The 13,934-nt window shown below is 67.4% G+C and carries 14 protein-coding genes and 1 pseudogene; 12 read left to right on the top strand and 3 right to left on the bottom strand.

What is annotated here, in order from left to right:
- Positions 1-220, bottom strand: a pseudogene (locus tag FHD68_RS08190) (hypothetical protein); the annotation flags it as partial.
- A 144-nt stretch (positions 221-364) separates the two neighbouring features.
- Here FHD68_RS08190 and purB point away from each other — a divergent pair.
- From purB to gap, 4 genes are all read left to right on the top strand, one after another.
- Positions 365-1,678: an adenylosuccinate lyase gene (purB, locus tag FHD68_RS08185; RefSeq protein ID WP_127898177.1), complete on the top strand. Its 1,314-nt coding sequence runs from the start codon at positions 365-367 to the stop codon at positions 1,676-1,678.
- 73 nt (positions 1,679-1,751) lie between these two features.
- Positions 1,752-2,762 carry a FliG C-terminal domain-containing protein gene (locus FHD68_RS08180; RefSeq protein ID WP_127898176.1) on the top strand — a complete coding sequence of 337 codons (1,011 nt, stop codon included), beginning with the start codon at positions 1,752-1,754 and terminating at the stop codon, positions 2,760-2,762.
- Positions 2,763-2,815: 53 nt separating this feature from the next.
- A complete protein-coding gene (locus tag FHD68_RS18970; protein ID WP_045981171.1) occupies positions 2,816-2,959 on the top strand; it encodes a hypothetical protein in 144 nt (47 codons plus the stop codon).
- Between the two features lie 90 nt (positions 2,960-3,049).
- A complete protein-coding gene (gene gap / locus FHD68_RS08175) occupies positions 3,050-4,051 on the top strand; it encodes a type I glyceraldehyde-3-phosphate dehydrogenase (protein ID WP_045981170.1) in 1,002 nt (333 codons plus the stop codon).
- 65 nt (positions 4,052-4,116) lie between these two features.
- Here gap and FHD68_RS08170 read toward each other — a convergent pair whose 3' ends face one another.
- Entirely contained in the window at positions 4,117-4,869 is a 753-nt protein-coding gene (locus FHD68_RS08170; RefSeq protein WP_127898175.1) for an SDR family oxidoreductase, read from the bottom strand.
- Between the two features lie 63 nt (positions 4,870-4,932).
- The gene (locus tag FHD68_RS08165; RefSeq protein ID WP_240542528.1) at positions 4,933-5,250 is read right to left on the bottom strand and encodes an antibiotic ABC transporter; all 318 of its coding nucleotides are present in this window, start codon (positions 5,248-5,250) and stop codon (positions 4,933-4,935) included.
- Positions 5,251-5,407: 157 nt separating this feature from the next.
- Here FHD68_RS08165 and pyrC point away from each other — a divergent pair, with 157 nt between their 5' ends.
- The 8 genes from pyrC (at position 5,408) to FHD68_RS08125 (ending at position 13,840) form a co-directional block, all read left to right on the top strand.
- On the top strand, positions 5,408-6,451 hold the full coding sequence (gene pyrC, locus FHD68_RS08160) for a dihydroorotase (protein ID WP_127898174.1): 1,044 nt from the start codon (positions 5,408-5,410) through the stop codon (positions 6,449-6,451).
- Entirely contained in the window at positions 6,448-7,119 is a 672-nt protein-coding gene (locus FHD68_RS08155) for an orotate phosphoribosyltransferase (protein ID WP_045981167.1), read from the top strand. Before pyrC ends, FHD68_RS08155 begins: the two co-directional genes overlap by 4 nt.
- 96 nt (positions 7,120-7,215) lie before the next feature.
- A complete protein-coding gene (locus FHD68_RS08150; RefSeq protein WP_084693681.1) occupies positions 7,216-8,718 on the top strand; it encodes a replicative DNA helicase in 1,503 nt (500 codons plus the stop codon).
- A 4-nt stretch (positions 8,719-8,722) separates the two neighbouring features.
- Positions 8,723-9,073 carry a DMT family protein gene (locus tag FHD68_RS08145; protein ID WP_127898173.1) on the top strand — a complete coding sequence of 117 codons (351 nt, stop codon included), beginning with the start codon at positions 8,723-8,725 and terminating at the stop codon, positions 9,071-9,073.
- Between the two features lie 174 nt (positions 9,074-9,247).
- Positions 9,248-10,435 carry a multidrug effflux MFS transporter gene (locus FHD68_RS08140; RefSeq protein WP_045981165.1) on the top strand — a complete coding sequence of 396 codons (1,188 nt, stop codon included), beginning with the start codon at positions 9,248-9,250 and terminating at the stop codon, positions 10,433-10,435.
- A gap of 60 nt (positions 10,436-10,495) precedes the next feature.
- Entirely contained in the window at positions 10,496-11,893 is a 1,398-nt protein-coding gene (locus tag FHD68_RS08135) for a helix-turn-helix domain-containing protein (RefSeq protein ID WP_045981164.1), read from the top strand.
- A gap of 185 nt (positions 11,894-12,078) precedes the next feature.
- Positions 12,079-13,368: a DUF5930 domain-containing protein gene (locus FHD68_RS08130; protein ID WP_127898172.1), complete on the top strand. Its 1,290-nt coding sequence runs from the start codon at positions 12,079-12,081 to the stop codon at positions 13,366-13,368.
- Positions 13,358-13,840, top strand: a complete 483-nt coding sequence (locus tag FHD68_RS08125; RefSeq protein ID WP_045981162.1) for a bactofilin family protein — start codon at positions 13,358-13,360, stop codon at positions 13,838-13,840. Before FHD68_RS08130 ends, FHD68_RS08125 begins: the two co-directional genes overlap by 11 nt.
- The last annotated feature ends 94 nt before the right edge of the window (positions 13,841-13,934 follow it).

Here is a 13,934-nt window from a genome sequence, read left to right as displayed (position 1 = left end):
CGGCCAGCTTGCGCGCGGCGATGGCCGCGGCGGCCGTCACCCCCGCCATGCCCAGAGCGACGCCGGCCCAGACGACGGCCTTTGCGACGGTCGATGTGTCGTCCGTGCGGCGCGGCTGCGGGCCACGATGGCCGGCAGGCACGGGGCGCGGACCAAAGCGGGTCTGGCTGGTGCGGTCGGCCTCGGTCAGGGGCGGGCGGGGGGTCTGGGGGCGGCGCATGGCAATCTCCGGTCGGTTGTCGCGTCTGTTGCCACCGAACCCCCCTTGCGCAGGGAATGTTCCCGCAAAGCCAGCCGGGGCGCATGAAAACTTGCCCCCGTCCCCCTGCCCCGCTATGCCCCGACCCAGCAAAAGGAGCCCGCCATGATCCCGCGTTACAGCCGCCCCGAAATGGTCGCCATCTGGTCCCCCGATACCAAGTTCCGCATCTGGTACGAGATCGAGGCCCATGCCTGCGATGCGCAGGCCGATCTGGGCGTGATCCCGCGCGAGAATGCCGAGGCCGTCTGGAAGGCCCGCGACGTCCAGTTCGACGTGGCCCGCATCGACGAGATCGAGGCCGTCACCAAGCATGACGTCATCGCCTTCCTGACGCATCTGGCCGAGCATGTGGGCGCCGACCAGGCGCGTTTCGTCCACCAGGGCATGACCAGCAGCGACGTGCTGGACACCACGCTGAACGTGCAACTGGTCCGTGCCAGCGACCTGCTGCTGGCGGGCATGGACCGGGTTTTGGCCGCCCTGAAGGCCCGCGCGCATGAACACAAGGACACCGTCCGCATCGGCCGCAGCCACGGCATCCACGCCGAACCGACCACCATGGGCCTGACCTTCGCCCGCTTCTATGCCGAGATGGCCCGCGGCCGCGCGCGCCTGCAGGCCGCGCGCGAGGAGATCGCCACCGGCGCGATCAGCGGCGCGGTCGGCACCTTTGCCAATATCGACCCGGCGGTCGAGGAGCATGTCTGTGCGAAGCTGGGCCTGCGCCCCGAACCGATCAGCACCCAGGTCATCCCGCGCGACCGCCATGCGATGTTCTTTGCCGTGCTGGGCGTGATCGCCTCCAGCATCGAGAACATCGCCAGCGAGATCCGCCACATGCAGCGCACCGAGGTTCTGGAGGCCGAGGAGTTCTTCAGCCCCGGCCAGAAGGGCTCGTCCGCGATGCCCCACAAGCGCAACCCCGTCCTGACCGAGAACCTGACCGGTCTGGCGCGGCTGGTGCGCATGTCGGTCATCCCCGCGATGGAGAACGTCGCCCTGTGGCACGAGCGCGACATCAGCCATTCCTCGGTGGAGCGCGCGATCGGGCCGGACACGACCATCACGCTGGATTTCGCGCTGCACCGCCTGGCGGGCGTGGTCGAGAAGCTGGTGATCTATCCAGAAAACATGCTGCGCAACATGAACCAGTTCAAGGGTCTGGTCATGTCCCAGCGGGTGCTGCTGGCCCTGACGCAGGCCGGCGTGTCGCGCGAGGACAGCTATCGCCTGGTTCAGCGCAACGCCATGAAGGTCTGGGAAAAGGGCGCCGATTTCCGCACCGAACTGCTGGCCGATGCCGAGGTGACCGCCGCCCTCACCCCGGACGAGATCAACGAGAAGTTCGATCTGGGCTATCACACCAAGCATGTCGATACGATCTTTGCCCGCGTCTTCGGCGCCGACCCGCTGTAATTTCGGGTCGCCGTCAACCTTGCGTTAAGGCTGTCGTGGCAATCTGCCGTCGGATGCGATGACGGAGGCGGCGATGACGGGCCAGACAGGGCTGAACCAGCGGCAGAAGGCGGCGGTGATCGTGCGCCTTCTGCTGGACGATGACGAGGTCGCGGGACTGGACCGCCTGAACCCCAATGCCCAGACCCTGCTGGCGCAGGAGATGGCGGGGATGGAGCTGATCGACCGCAACACCCGCGACGCCGTCATCACCGAATTCTGCGACCGGCTAGAATCGGTCGGCGTCACCTTTCCGGGCGATTTGGACGGCACGCTTGCCATGCTGGGCGCACGGTTGTCGGACGACAGTTCTGACGCCCTGCGGCGCACCGCGGCGATCACCGGGCAGTCCGACCCCTGGGTGCGCCTGTGCAACCTGCCGAAGGAATCCCTGATCGCGCTGGCCAATGCCGAATCCGTCGAACTGGTGGCGCTGATGCTGTCCAAGCTGCCGGTCGAGGCGGCATCGGCCACCTTCATCGCCCTGCCCCGCGACCGGGCGCGCGTGGTGGCGCAGGCGATGTCGATGACCTCGGGCGTGACGCCCGCGGCGCTGCGCCGGGTCGGGCTGGTGCTGCTGCAGGCGGCCGAGGCGCTGCCCAAGCCCGCCATCGCCACGCCGGCCTGCGACCGCATGGGCGCGATCCTGAACTTTGCCACTGCCGATCTGCGCGATGACGTGCTGGGCGCGCTGGACGAACGCGACATGGAATTCGCGGATGGCGTGCGCAAGGCGATCTTCATCTTTGCCCATATCCCCACCCGGATCGAACCTCGCGAGGTGCCCAAGATCGTCCGCGAACTGGATCAGACCACGCTGGTCCGCGCCTTGGCCGCGCCGGCCGAGGCCGATGCGGCCGCCGCGGAATTCATCCTGTCGAACCTGTCGCAGCGCATGTCCGACGGCCTGCGAGAAGAGCGGGAGGCCTTGGGCAAGCCCCGCCCCAAGGATGTCGAGGAGGCAATGACCGAGGTCATCAGCGCGATCCGCCGCCTGCAGGAGGCGGGTCAGCTGACCCTGAAGATGCCGCAGGACGACGAATAGGGTCTTGGCGCGGGCAGGTCCCCGCGCGATAACCCCGACGACCGGAGGCGCAGATGACCAACCAGATCGCGATTGCCCTGCTGCTGCTGATCGCCGCGGCCTTTGCCGTGGACCATGTGTGGCTGGACGGACACCTGCCGCTGATGGCCGCGCGGGCGATGGATCGGTTGATAGAGTATCTCAGCTTCTGGCGCTGACGGGCGGGGCGCTGCCCGTTTCGGCATTTGCATCGCCCCTGCCGCCACGCTACACCACGGGCAACCATCACCTGCTCGAGAGGGATACCCATGGCAGTCAAGGTCGCCATCAACGGCTTCGGCCGGATCGGTCGCAACGTCCTGCGCGCAATCATCGAATCGGGCCGCACCGATATCGAGGTCGTCGCCATCAACGATCTTGGCCCGGTCGAGACCAACGCCCATCTGCTGCGCTATGACAGCGTCCACGGACGCTTTCCGGCACAGGTCACGGTGTCGGGCGACAGCATCGACGTGGGCCGCGGCCCGATCAAGGTCACAGCGATCCGCAACCCGGCCGAACTGCCCTGGGGCGATGTCGACGTGATCATGGAATGCACGGGCCTGTTCACCTCCAAGGAAAAGGTGCAGGCGCATCTGTCCACCGGTGCCAAGCGCGTCCTGATCTCGGCCCCGGGCGAGAACGCGGACAAGACCATCGTCTATGGCGTGAACCACGACACGCTGACCAAGGACGACCTGGTCGTCTCGAACGCCAGCTGCACGACGAACTGCCTGTCGCCGGTGGCGAAGGTCCTGAACGACACGATCGGCATCGACCGCGGGTTCATGACCACGATCCACAGCTATACCGGCGATCAGCCGACGCTGGACACGATGCACAAGGACCTGTACCGCGCCCGCGCCGCGGCGCTGTCGATGATCCCGACCTCGACCGGGGCCGCCAAGGCCGTGGGCCTGGTCCTGCCGGAACTGAAGGGTAAGCTGGACGGCGTGGCCATCCGCGTGCCGACGCCCAACGTCTCGGTCGTGGACCTGGTGTTCGAGGCCAGCCGCGACACCTCGGTCGCCGAGATCAACGGTGCCATCAAGGCGGCCGCCGACGGCCCGCTGAAGGGCGTCCTGGGCTATACCGAGGAATCGCTGGTGTCGTCCGACTTCAACCACGACCCGCATTCGTCGATCTTCCACATGGACCAAACCAAGGTCATGGAGGGCCGCATGGTCCGCATCCTGACCTGGTACGACAACGAATGGGGCTTCTCGAACCGCATGTCGGATACGGCCGTGGCGATGGGCAAACTGATCTGACACCCCTGCCATGCCAAAGGAAAGGGCCCCGTTGCGGGGCCCTTTTTCATGGCAAGACGCCACATTCAGTCGGCATAGATCATCCGCACCGTCATGCCGCCATCGACCACAAAACGCTGGCCCGTCACGAACCCGGCCTCGTCCGAGGCCAGCCACGCGACCAGCCCGGCGATATCTTCGACCCGGCCCACGCGGCCCACGGGATGCTGATTGCGGTCGGCGTCGGAATGGTCCGCATCGCTGCGGTTCGCGGCCTTCTGCCACGGCCCTGTGTCGATCCAGCCGGGCAGGATGCAGTTCGCGCGCACCTTGGGCCCCAGGCTGACCGCCAGTGCATGGGTCATCGCGACCAGCGCGCCCTTTGCCGTGGCATAGGCCTCGGTGTCGGGTTCCGATTGCAGTGCACGGGTCGATGCCATCGTGACGATGCTGCCCCGCGCCTGACGCAGCAGGGGCACCGTCGCGCGGATCACCAGAAAGGCCCCAGTCACGTGGCTGTCCTGCCACCGCTGCCAATCCTCGAGGCTCAGATCCTCGATGGGGCCGCTGACCGGGTCGGCGATACCCGCATTCGACACCACAAGGTTCAGCCCTGCCCCCTTCAGCCAGCCCTGCAGGGCCAGCATTCCCTGCGCTACCTGCCGTTCGTCGCCGACATCGATGGGCAGGGCCAACAGGCCGGGATCGGCTGCGCCGATCTCATCCAGCGCCTCTGCATCCAGATCAAAGACCGCGACGCGCCAGCCGTCTGACCGCAGGCGGGTCACGATGCCCCTGCCGATGCCCTGTGCGCCGCCGGTGATCAGTGCCGTCTTCATCCGCCCGCTCCATCCCGATGTTGCGTCATGGACCAACGGGGCGGATGCATGGCTTGTTCCGCCTTAGCCGGCCTTGACCGCGGACAGGCGCCGGGAATTCGCGCGGGTCCTTCGGGCATAGGGACGCATGCCGGCCGACAGCATGCGTTCGGCGCTGTGCCCACGAATCCCGGCGCTGGCCATCGCGAACAGCGATTCAGATACCGCAGCCTGCTTTTCGGCGACCATGCGGAACGGCTCTCCGGGGGCCTGGACCATCAGGCCCATCATCCCCGCCATGCGCAGCCCGATCACCATGTTCGATTCGATCGCGATCCGTGCGAACTGGGACGCAAGCCGGGCCTGGGCTGCGGGAAGAATCATCGGCATCATCGGGTTCATCGGCGAGGGTCCTTTCGGCTGCCATCACAGGAACTGCCCGGCAAAGCCACATTGCGCCCCATGGCGCAGACACTCAACCGCGACTTTCGGACAGGGTTCCCGAAATCTGAACGCGGCTGCTTGGCAAGACGGTGCTGCCGTGGTTAGAGGCAGCCTCATGACACAGACGCTGACCCTTCGCCGCCCGGACGACTGGCACCTGCATCTGCGCGACGGCGCGATGCTGGCCGCGGTCGCGCCGCATTCCGCGCAATTCGGCCGCGCGATCATCATGCCCAATCTGGTGCCGCCGGTCACGACCGGCGCCCAGGCTGCCGCCTATCGCGACCGCATCCGCGCCGCCCTGCCCCAGGGTGCCGCGCTGGACCCGCAGATGGTGCTGTACCTGACCGACACGACGGACGCGACCGATGTCGTGGGCGCGTTCCGTGACGGGATCATCCGCGCGGTCAAGCTGTATCCGGCGGGCGCCACCACGAACAGCGCATCGGGCGTGACCGATTTCGACCGCGTCCAGCCCGTGCTGGAGGCGATGGCCGAGGCCGGCGTGACGCTGTGCGTGCACGGAGAGGTCACCGACCCGTCCGTCGACATCTTCGACCGCGAGGCCGTGTTCATCGACACGGTCCTGGACCCGCTGCGCCGCCGCACGCCGGGGCTGCGCGTGGTGATGGAGCATATCACGACATCGCAGGGCGTCGATTACGCCCGCACGGGCGGCGACGACCTGGGCGCGACGATCACGACGCATCACCTGGTCATCAACCGCAATGCCATTCTGGCGGGGGGCATCCGGCCGCATTACTACTGCCTGCCGGTCGCGAAACGCGAATCCCACCGCCTGGCGCTGCGCGAGGCCGCGACCAGCGGAGATGCGCGGTTCTTCCTGGGCACCGACAGCGCGCCGCACACGGATGCGGCGAAGCTTCAGCCCTGCGGCTGCGCGGGCTGCTTCACGGCGCCGAACACCATGTCGATCCTGGCGCAGGTGTTCCAGGACGACGGAGCGCTGGACCGGCTGGAGGCCTTTACCAGCCTGAACGGCGCAGCCTTCTATCGCATGGCGCCGAACGAGGACCGCATCACCCTGACGCGCCGCGACACGGCCGTCGACTATCCGGCGCAGATCACCGCGGGCGACGAGACCGTCACCGTCTTCGACCCCGGTTTCCCGCTGTTCTGGCATCTGGAGGACCAATGAGCTTGACCTTTCCCGCGCGCGACGAGATCGCCCGCCTGACCGCCCGGATGCTGCTGGAAATCAAGGCCGTCGACTTCAACGCGGCCCAGCCCTTCACCTATGCGTCCGGTCTCAAGGGGCCGACCTATGTCGATTGCCGCCGCATCATCAGCTTTCCGCGCGTCCGCGCCACGCTGATGGATTTCATGGCAGCTACCGTCATGCGCGACGCGGGCTTCGAGGCCTTCGACAACGTCGCGGGCGGTGAGACCGCGGGCATCCCCTTCGGCGCGCTGGTCGCCGAACGCTTGGGCCTGCCCATGACCTATGTGCGCAAGAAGCCCAAGGGTTACGGCCGCAACGCCCGGATCGAGGGCGTGATGACCGAGGGCCAGCGGGTCCTCCTGGTCGAGGATCTGACCACCGATGGCGGCAGCAAGCTGTCCTTTGTCGACGCGATCCGCGAGACGGGCGCGACCTGCGCGCATACGGCGGTGATCTTCTACTATGGCATCTTCCCGGAGACCACGCAGCGGCTGGCCGATCACGGCGTGGCGCTGCATCACCTGTGCACCTGGTGGGACGTCCTGGCCGAGGCCCGCGCCCAAGGGGCCTTCGACGACGCGACCCTGACCGAGGTCGAGGCCTTCCTGACCGACCCCCGCGCATGGCAGGCGGCAAACGGCTGATCCGGGGTTATCCCCAACAAACTGCGGCCGGCCCCATGACGCGGCCGGCCGCTTCGGTTTAATCTGGACCGCAACCAACGAAGGGGCAGGCAGACCATGAGCACTCTCACCGTCACCAGCGCGCATTTCATCGTTCCCGGACAGGCCGACGGGCCCGAGGACAAGCAGGCCATCCCCTTTTCGCTTGAGGCGGAGCAGCAGTTGCTGGGCGCGCTGCTGACCAACAACGACGTATTCGACCGGGTCAGCCAGATCATCAAGTCGGACCATTTCTATCACCCGGTCCATGCCCGCATCTTCGACATCTGCGCCGAACGCATCCGCCGCAATGCGCTGGCCAGCCCCGTCACGATCAAGGCCTTCCTTGAGAACGACGACGGCCTGAAGGAACTGGGCGGCCCGGCCTATCTGGCCCGCATGGCGGCGGCGGCGATCAGCGCCTATGCCGCGCGCGACTATGCCCAGATGATCCGCGAATTCGCCCTGCGGCGCGAGTTGATGACCCTGGGCCAGGACATCGCCGCCCGCGCCGCCACCGTCGAGGTCGGCGACGACGCCGAGGAGCAGATCAAGGCCGCGGAACAGACGCTCTACAAGCTGGGCGAGGCCGGGGTGGCCGAACGCGGGTTCCAGTCCTTCCTCAAGGCCGTGACCGGCGCGGTTCAGGTCGCCAACGCCGCCTATCAGCGCGACGGCAAGCTGTCGGGGATTTCCACCGGGCTGATCGACCTGGACGGCAAGATGGGCGGTCTGAACAATTCGGACCTGATCATCCTGGCCGGCCGCCCGTCGATGGGCAAGACCGCGCTGGCGACCAACATCGCCTTCAACATCGCCAAGTCTCACAAGCTGGGCGAAAAGCCCGACGGCACCCAAGGCTCGATCGAGGGCGGCGTCGTCGGCTTCTTCAGCCTCGAGATGTCGGCCGAACAGCTGGCCGCCCGCATCCTGTCCGAGGCCGCCGAGGTGCCGTCCGAGCGCATCCGCAGCGGCAACATGGACGAGGGCGAATTCCGCCGCTTCGTCGAGGCCGCGCATGCGCTGCAGAACTGTCCGCTGTTCATCGACGACACGCCCGCCCTGCCTATCAACCAGCTGGCCGCCCGCGCCCGCAAGCTAAAGCGCACACATGGGCTGGACGTGCTGATCGTGGACTACCTTCAGCTCTTGAAGGCCGCGACCGCCAAGGACAGCCGCGTGAACGAGGTGTCCGAAATCACCCAGGGCCTCAAGGCCGTGGCCAAGGAGCTGAACATCCCCGTCATCGCCCTGTCCCAGCTGTCGCGCCAGGTCGAGAACCGCGAGGACAAGCGCCCACAGCTGTCGGACCTGCGCGAATCCGGCTCGATCGAGCAGGACGCCGACATCGTGATGTTTGTGTTCCGCGAGGAATACTACAAGGAACGCGAAAAGCCTTCGGACAGCGACCTGGACGCGATGGCCCGCTGGCAGCAGGTGATGGAGAACGTCCATGGCAAGGCCGAGGTGATCCTGGGCAAGCAGCGCCACGGCCCCATCGGCACGGTCGAGCTGGCCTTCGAGGGCCAGTTCACCCGCTTCGGCAACCTTGCCCGCGACCGCCAGAGCCAGTGGGACTGACGCCATGAACCTACCCGTCCCCGTGGCGACCATCGGCCTCCTGCTGGCCTCAAACATCTTCATGACGGTGGCCTGGTACGGTCACCTCAAGTTCAAGACCGCCCCCCTGGTGACGGTGATCTTCATCAGCTGGGGCATCGCCTTCTTCGAGTACCTGATGCAGGTGCCCGCGAACCGCATCGGCTACGGCTATTTCAGCGCCGCTCAGCTCAAGACCATCCAGGAGGTCATCAGCCTCTCGGTCTTCGCAATCTTCTCCTGGGTCTATCTGGGCGAACGGATCGGCTGGCAGCACGGCGTGGGCTTCTCCCTGATCTGCCTCGGCGCCTGGTTCATCTTCCACGACTTCGGCTGATCGCGGGGGTGGCCCGGAGGGGGCGTCGCCCCCACCGGCGGGGGGTCCGGGGGGCCGGCCCCCCGGCTCGCAGCGCGGGACGCAATCCATCTGGCGCATCCCCCCGCAGCCGCGCTATGGATTTCGCGCGGAGGTTTTGCAGATCGTGCATTCCGCCCCTCGAAAGGTCCGACCATGCGCACCCCCCCCCATCTTCTGACCCTCGTCGCCCTGTCCGGGGTGTCCGCGCTGTCGATGAACGTGTTCCTGCCCTCGCTGCCCGGCATGGCGCGCGATTTCCAGGTCGATTACGGCGTGATGCAGCTGTCGGTCTCGGCCTATATCGGGGCCAGCGCGGTCCTTCAACTGCTGGGCGGCCCGCTCAGCGACCGCTTTGGCCGCCGGCCCGTGGTCATCTGGGGGCTGATCGGCTTCCTGCTGGCCACCATCGGTACGCTGCTGGCGACCACGGCCACCACCTTCCTGGTCTTCCGGCTGGCGCAGTCGGTCATCACCGTCTGCATGCTGGTCCCCCGCGCCGTAATCCGCGACCTCTATGACGGCGATCGCGCCGCCTCGATGCTGGGCTACGTCACGATGGGCATGGCCGTCGTGCCGATGATGGCCCCCGTCTTTGGCGGCGTTCTGGACGAGCTGTTCGGCTGGCAGGCCAACTTCGCCGTCATGGGCCTTCTGGGCATCGCCGTCTTGGCGCTGGCCTATCGCGACATGGGCGAGACCGTCCGTGGCGGCGGGATGAGCCTGCGCGCCCAGATGGTCAACTATCCGATCCTTGCCCGATCGCACCGGTTCTGGGGCTATTGCCTGGCCGCGACCCTGTCGTCGGGGGCGTTCTTCGCCTATCTGGGCGGCGCGCCCTTCGTCGGGGAACAGGTTTTCGGCCTGACCCCCGCCCAGGTGGGCTACTGGTTCGCGGCGCCCTCGATCGGGTATCTGCTGGGCAACTTCCTGTCGGCGCGCTTCTCTCCGGTCATGGGCCTGAACCGGATGATCCTGATCGGCGCGGTCATCTGCCTCGTCGCGCTGTCGGCCGCGCTGCTGGTCGACCTGTCGGGCGTGGTGCACCCGCTTGTCTTCTTCGGCGCCATCGCGCTGATGGGGCTGGGCAACGGCATGGTCCTGCCCAACGCCAATGCCGGCATGATGAGCGTGCGCCCCGAACTGGCCGGGACCGCGTCGGGCCTGGGGGGCGCCCTGGCCGTGGCCGGTGGCGCAGCGCTTTCGGCGCTGGCGGGCGCGCTGCTGCAACCGGGCAGCGGCGCCACGCCCCTGCTGGCGATCATGTGCGCCTCCGCCCTGGGCGGGTTGCTGGCGATCACCTGGGTGCTGCGCCGCGAACGTCAGCTGGCCCTGCAGGGCTGAACCTCTTGCCCGACCGCCTTTGCAACCGCTAGAACCGGCTTTGCAAACGGGGGACGCGACGTGGCGACACAAAAGATCTATGCCGGCAGCGCGCTGCGCGAAACCCGCGCCCGGGCCGCCCTGACCCAACGCCGCTTTGCCGAAAAGCTGGGCGTGTCCCTGCCCTATCTGTCCCAGATGGAGAACAACCACCGTCCCATCAGCGCGGGCGTCCTGCTGCGCCTGGCGCAGGAATTCGGCGTTGACCTGACCACTCTGGCCGCGGGCGATGCCGAGCGGATGGTCATCGACATGCAGGAGGCCCTGGCCGACCCGCTGTTCGATGCGGCCCCCCCTTTGGCCGACCTGCGCCTGGCCGCGACCAATGCCCCGGTGCTGGCCCGCGCCTTCCTGGACCTGTACCGCGCTCATCGCGAAGGCCAGGAACGCCTGGCCGCCTTGGACGAGGCGATCGGCGCCGCCAGCCAGAACAGCCTGTCGACGCCATGGGAAGAAGTTCGTGACTTTTTCCACTATTGCGACAACTACATCGACGCCGTCGACCGTGCGGCCGAACGCTTTGCCTGCCCCGACGGGCGGCGGGGCGACCTCTGGGCGATGGCGGTTGCAGCCCTGGCCGCCAAGGGCATCCGTGTCCAGCTGACCGAGCTGCCTGCCAACGCGGTCTTCCGCCGCGACGGCGACCGGCTGCTGGTCAATGCCGCGGCCGAGGCGCCGACCCGCCTGTTCCAGCTGCTGCATCTGGTCGCCCTGGAACGCCAGTCCGACCTGCTGGAGGCGACCCTGGACCTGGCACGCTTTCGCAGCCCCACCGCCCGCCAGATCGCCCGCCTTGGCATGGCCAACTATTTCGCCGGCGCCGCGCTGATGCCCTATCGCGCGTTCATGGCCGCGGCGCAGGCCGAACGCCATGACCTGGAACGGCTGTCGCACCTGTTCGACGCGTCGCTGGAACAGGTCGCGCATCGGCTGTCCACGCTGCAGCGGCCGGGCGCCAAGGGGGTGCCGTTCTTCTTCGTGCGCGTCGATCAGGCGGGCACGATCACCAAGCGCCATTCGGCGACCCGCCTGCAATTCGCCCGCTTTGGCGGTGCCTGCCCGCTGTGGAACGTCCATCAGGCGTTCGAGCAGCCGGGCCGCTTCCTGCGCCAGCTGGCAGAGACGCCGGACGGGGTCCGCTACCTGCTGCTGGCGCGCGACGTCTCGAAGCATGCGGGCGCCTTCAACGCGCCGGTCCGCCGATTTGCCATCGGGTTGGGGGTCGAGGTCGCGCATGCGGGCGGGCTGGTCTATGCCGACGGGCTGGACCTGACCAAGCCGCGCGCCTATCAGCCCATCGGGATCTCATGCCGGATCTGCCCGCGCCCGGACTGCCATCAGCGCTCGGTCCCGCCGATCGACCGGCCACTGCGAATCCCCGCGGATCGTGATGGCCCCCTGCCCTATGAAATCACTTAGGTTTCTCGCCCCTAGGTTGCACGATTGGCGGATCCTTGCCGATAAAGGCAGGGTTCCGCCAATGCGGGGAACCAGACCCCAGGGTCTTGTTGCCAAGAAGGCACAGCTGCTGTTTACCCGTGACCGAACGGAACAACCCGCCGACCTGCTGACAACGGCGTGCCTTCGAGGGACAGTATCTGACAATGACGGTGATGGATCGACTGAACGCGTCGCTGGAAAAGTGGCTGCCGGAGCAACGGCTTTTCCTCCGCTCGGATGATACGACACGCTTTGTCCGCCTGCGCCCCGTGACCCAGATGGTCGGCATCAGCGGCATCACGCTGGTTTTCGGCTGGACGCTGGTGGCCAGTTCCTTCCTGGTCATCGACGCCGTCAGCTCGGGCAACACCCGCGAACAGATCCAGCGCAGCCAGGCCGCCTTCGAGGAGCGCCTGGCCGAGCTGCAGGCCGAACGCGACGCCCGCGCCGCCGAGGCGCTGGCCGCGCAGTCGCGCTTTGCCGTGGCGCTGGACCAGGTCTCTCAGATGCAGTCGCAGCTCCTCTCCTCCGAGGAGAGCCGCCGCGAGATGGAGACCGGCCTGGCTGCCGTCCAGTCCACGCTGCGCGACACGCTGGCCGATCGCGACACCGCCGTCGCCGCCGCCGATGCGGGCACGACCCCCGCCCCCGACCGGACCGAGGAATTCTCGGTCGCGCTGGATATCCTGTCGGGAGAGCTGCGCAGTTCGGCCGACCAGCGGTCCGAGGCCGTCGAGGAGGCCGAGGCCGCCAAGCTGACCGCACAGGAACTGACCGTCGAGCGCGACCAGATCCTGGCCCGCAACGACGAGATCCTGACCCAGCTGGAGGACGCCGTGACCGTGTCCGTGGCCCCCCTGGACGAGGTCTTCCGCAATGTCGGCATGAACCCGGACGAGGTTCTGCGCACCATCCGCAGCGGCTATTCCGGGCAGGGCGGACCGCTGACGCCGATGTCCTATTCGACCCGCGGCAACGCGGCGCTGACCGACACCGAACTGAAGGCCCGCCAGATCATCGTCACGCTGGACCAGATGAACACCTATCGCATCGCGATCGAGAAGCTGCCGCTGGCCATGCCGGTCACCGACAACTTCCGCTATACCTCGGGCTTCGGCCGCCGGTGGGGTCGCTTGCACGAGGGCATCGACATGGCCGGTCCCGTCGGCACGCCGATCCACGTCACGGGCGACGGCGTCGTGACCTTTGCCGGGCGCAGCGGCGCCTATGGCAACCTGATCAAGATCCGCCACGAGCTGGGCACCGAGACCCGCTATGCCCACCTGAGCCGCATCGATGTAAAAGTTGGCGATCGGGTGTCGCAAGGCGACCGGATCGGTGATATGGGGAATACCGGACGCTCGACCGGGCCGCATCTGCATTACGAAGTGCGCATGAACGGTCGGGCCGTGGACCCGATGAGCTTCATCAAGGCAGCAGACAATGTTCAGTAAGACCCGCGTGACCGAGACCCGCCCGACCCCCGACGCAGCGCCGCAGGCGGCCCCCGTCGCGCCAGAGCGCAGCACCCCCGAGGCGCAGGCACCGGCCGCCGCACCCCGTGCGCGCGTGGCACCCTCGGTCCTGTCGGCCGACCTGACGGTGACGGGCAACATCAAGACGCAGGGCGACATCCAGATCGAGGGCACGGTCGAAGGCGACATCCGCGCCCATCAGCTGACCATCGGCGAAACCGCCACCATCAAGGGCGAGATCGTCGGCGACGACGTCATCGTCAACGGCCGCGTCATCGGTCGCGTGCGCGGCCTCAAGGTCCGCCTGACCGCCACCGCGCGGGTCGAGGGCGACATCATCCACAAGACCATCGCTATCGAATCGGGCGCCCATTTCGAGGGTTCGGTCCAGCGCCAGGAAGACCCGCTGAACAACGGCGGCACCAAGAAGCTGGCCCCGCCGACCGAGTGATCGGCCCCTGCCACCCATCCCGACAAGGCCCGCGTTTCGCGGGCCTTTTTCATGGATTGCGGTCCCCCTGCGGTGCGGGTCCAATGCGCCCGAA

The sequence above is a fragment of the Paracoccus marcusii genome (assembly GCF_006151785.1).
Taxonomy (GTDB): Bacteria; Pseudomonadota; Alphaproteobacteria; order Rhodobacterales; family Rhodobacteraceae; genus Paracoccus; species Paracoccus marcusii.
This window is presented reverse-complemented; position numbering and strand designations above follow the sequence as displayed.